Annotated in this window: 3 protein-coding genes; all 3 read right to left on the bottom strand. The window is 66.8% G+C overall.

Translation table 11 applies throughout. The features are described 5' to 3' along the window. The coding region (locus MOV74_RS35240) for an AAA family ATPase (RefSeq protein WP_246931719.1) at positions 1 to 238 on the bottom strand (238 nt) is incomplete at its 3' end. Between the two features lie 201 nt (positions 239 to 439). Next, positions 440 to 1,558, bottom strand: a complete 1,119-nt coding sequence (gene dnaN, locus MOV74_RS35235) for a DNA polymerase III subunit beta (RefSeq protein WP_246931717.1) — start codon at positions 1,556 to 1,558, stop codon at positions 440 to 442. A 270-nt stretch (positions 1,559 to 1,828) separates the two neighbouring features. After that, on the bottom strand, positions 1,829 to 2,846 hold a 1,018-nt coding region (gene dnaA / locus MOV74_RS35230; RefSeq protein ID WP_246931715.1), incomplete at its 5' end, for a chromosomal replication initiator protein DnaA.

The following is a 2,846-nucleotide window of genomic DNA, read 5'->3' as shown; positions in this document are numbered from 1 at the left end:
CCTCGACCTGCGCCGACACCGCCCAGGAGCCGTCGCCCTGATTGTCGGCGACATCCTCCAGCGTCGCGCGCCGCAGGCCGCGCCCCGGCGACAGAAACGAGATCGCCTCGATGCAATTGGTCTTGCCCGCCCCATTCGGCCCGACCAGCGCCACCATGTCAGCCGCCGTCTCGAGCCCCGCCGCCCGATAATTGCGAAAATGCGTCAGCGTCAGGCGATGAATGCGGGAGGGGGTCATATGCTATTCGTCATGGGCACGCGCTCTCCTTCGCGGGAGCATGCCGTAGAGTGGGCAAAGGCGCGCTCTGCGCGCGCCGTGCCCACGTCTCGCCGCGATCCGGGCCGCTGCATGGTGGGCACGCTTTCGCCTTCGCTCTTCGAGCTACGGCGCAAGCTTTGCCCACCCTACGGCTCCGATGGATGGTCGCGAGAGCGCCCCTCACACCCGCATCGGCATCAGCACGTACAGCGCGCTCTTGTCGTCGCGGTCTTGCACCAGGGTCGGCGAGCCGGGGTCGGCGAGCCTGAGGGTTGCGACGTCGCCTTCGATCTGGGCGGCGATGTCGAGCAGATAGCGGGAGTTGAAGCCGATATCGAGGGCGTCGGAGGCGTATTCGACCTCGAGCTCTTCGGTCGCGCTGCCGGAATCCGGATTGGTCACCGACAGCACCAGCTTGCCCGGTGCCAGCGACAGCTTGACCGCGCGGCCACGCTCGCTCGAAATCGTCGAGACGCGGTCGACCGCGTTCTCGAAATCCTTCTTGTCGACGACGAGCTCCTTGTCGTTGCCCTGCGGGATGACGCGGCCGTAGTCGGGGAAGGTGCCGTCGATCAGTTTCGAGGTCAGCACGACGTTACCGATCGTAAAGCGGATTTTGGCCTGCGACAGCTCGATCGTCATCTCGGCGTCGGTGTCCTCGATCAGGCGCTGCACCTCGCCGACGGTCTTGCGCGGCACGATGACGCCGGGCATGCCCTCGGCGCCCTTGGGCTGCACCAGATCGAGCTGGGCGAGGCGATGACCGTCGGTGGCGACGCCGCGCAGAGTGGCGGCCTTAGGCGTGCCGGCGGCGTGCAGATAGATGCCGTTGAGGTAATAGCGCGTCTCCTCGGTGGAGATCGCGAACTGGGTGCGGTCGATCAGTCGCTTGACGTCCTTGGCCGCGAGCGAGAAGGAATGCGACATGTCGCCGGCGGCCAGATCCGGGAAATCATTCTCCGGCAGGGTCTGCAGCGTGAAGCGGGAGCGGCCGGCGCGGATCGCCAGCACGGCGCGGTCGCCGTCGGCCTCCAGCACGATCTGCGAACCATCCGGCAGCTTGCGGACGATGTCGTAGAACATGTGCGCCGGCACGGTGGTGGAGCCCGCGGTCGCGGTTTCCGCCGGCAGCGTCTCCGTCACCTCGAGGTCGAGGTCGGTCGCCTTCAGCGACAATTTGGCGTTCTCGGCGCGGACCAGCACGTTGCCGAGGATCGGAATCGTGTTGCGGCGCTCGACCACGCGGTGGACATGACCCAGCGACTTCAGGAGTTGCGCGCGTTCGACCGTAACCTTCATTGCACTACTCGCCCGATCCCCAAGGAAACACAACGTTGAGAAGGCCGGGCGGCGGGACGCGCACCACGGCACCGAAGACCCCGGAAAGCCGGATCATCCAGCCGATATGACCAAAGCCGTCAGGGTCGCGCAAGGTGGCTCGAATGGCCCCCGGATTCAAGGGATTGGGGGGGCAGTTCCGCGCGATTCCCACGATTTCCCTCCCAGACGAAAACCGCCGCCCCGGGCATGGCCGGGGCGGCGTGAGAACGGCAGGAGCGCCTTAGGCGTTTATTCCTGAAGCTGGCGCTTCAGCGACTCCACTTCCTCCGACAGCGCGTTGTCCTTGGAGACCAGGGCCTCGATCTTGCGCACGGCGTGCAGCACCGTGGTGTGGTCGCGCCCGCCGAAGCGGCGGCCGATCTCCGGGAGCGAGCGCAGGGTCAGCGTCTTGGCGAGATACATCGCCACCTGGCGCGGGCGGACCACGTTGGCGGTCCGGCGCGAGGAGAGGAGGTCGGAGCGGCTGACATTATACTGCCGCGCCACCACGCGCTGGATGTCCTCGATCTTGATCCGCTTCGGCTCCTGCGGCCGGATCAGGTCGCGCACCTCGTGCTCGGCCATTTCCAGCGTCACCGGCCGGTTGTTGAGTTTCGAGTGCGCGAGCAGGCGGTTGATCGCGCCTTCGAGGTCGCGGCCGTTATGGGTGATGGTGCGCGCAAGATAGTGCAGCACCTCCTCGGGCACCTCGAACGTCGCATGATGGGCGCGGGCGGCGGCGACGCGCGACTTGAGAATGCCGTGGCGCAGCTCCTCGCCGAGCGAGCCCATCTCGACCACGAGGCCGCCGGCAAGCCGCGAGCGCACGCGGTCATCGAGGCTTTCGAGATCGGACGGCGGTCGGTCGGCCGCGACCACGACCTGACGGCCGGCATCGATCAGCGCGTTCAGCGTGTGACAGAACTCGGCCTGGGTCGACTTGCCCTGCAGGAACTGGAGATCGTCGATGACCAGCACGTCGATGCCGCGCAGCGCTTCCTTGAAGGCCAGCGCGGTCTGCGTCTTCAGCGCGGCGACGAAGCCGTACATGAATTTTTCCGCCGTGAGATACAGCACCTTGCGCTCGTTGCCGGAATTGCCGGCCCAGGTCACCGCCTGGAGCAAATGCGTCTTGCCGAGCCCGACGCCGGCATGGATGTAGAGCGGGTTGAACATCACGGGGTCGCCGCGACGCCCCTCGGCAACCTGGCGCGCGGCGGCAAGCGCCAGCGTGTTGGAGCGGCCGACGACGAAGCTCGCGAAGGTC

The sequence above is a fragment of the Bradyrhizobium sp. SHOUNA76 genome (assembly GCF_023006445.1).
In the GTDB taxonomy this organism is placed as follows: Bacteria; Pseudomonadota; Alphaproteobacteria; order Rhizobiales; family Xanthobacteraceae; genus Bradyrhizobium.
This window is presented reverse-complemented; position numbering and strand designations above follow the sequence as displayed.

Excerpts from the sequence above, each read along its gene's own strand:
- dnaN (WP_246931717.1), bottom strand. The coding sequence starts at position 1,558 with ATGAAGGTTACGGTCGAACGCGCGCAACTCCTGAAGTCGCTGGGTCAT.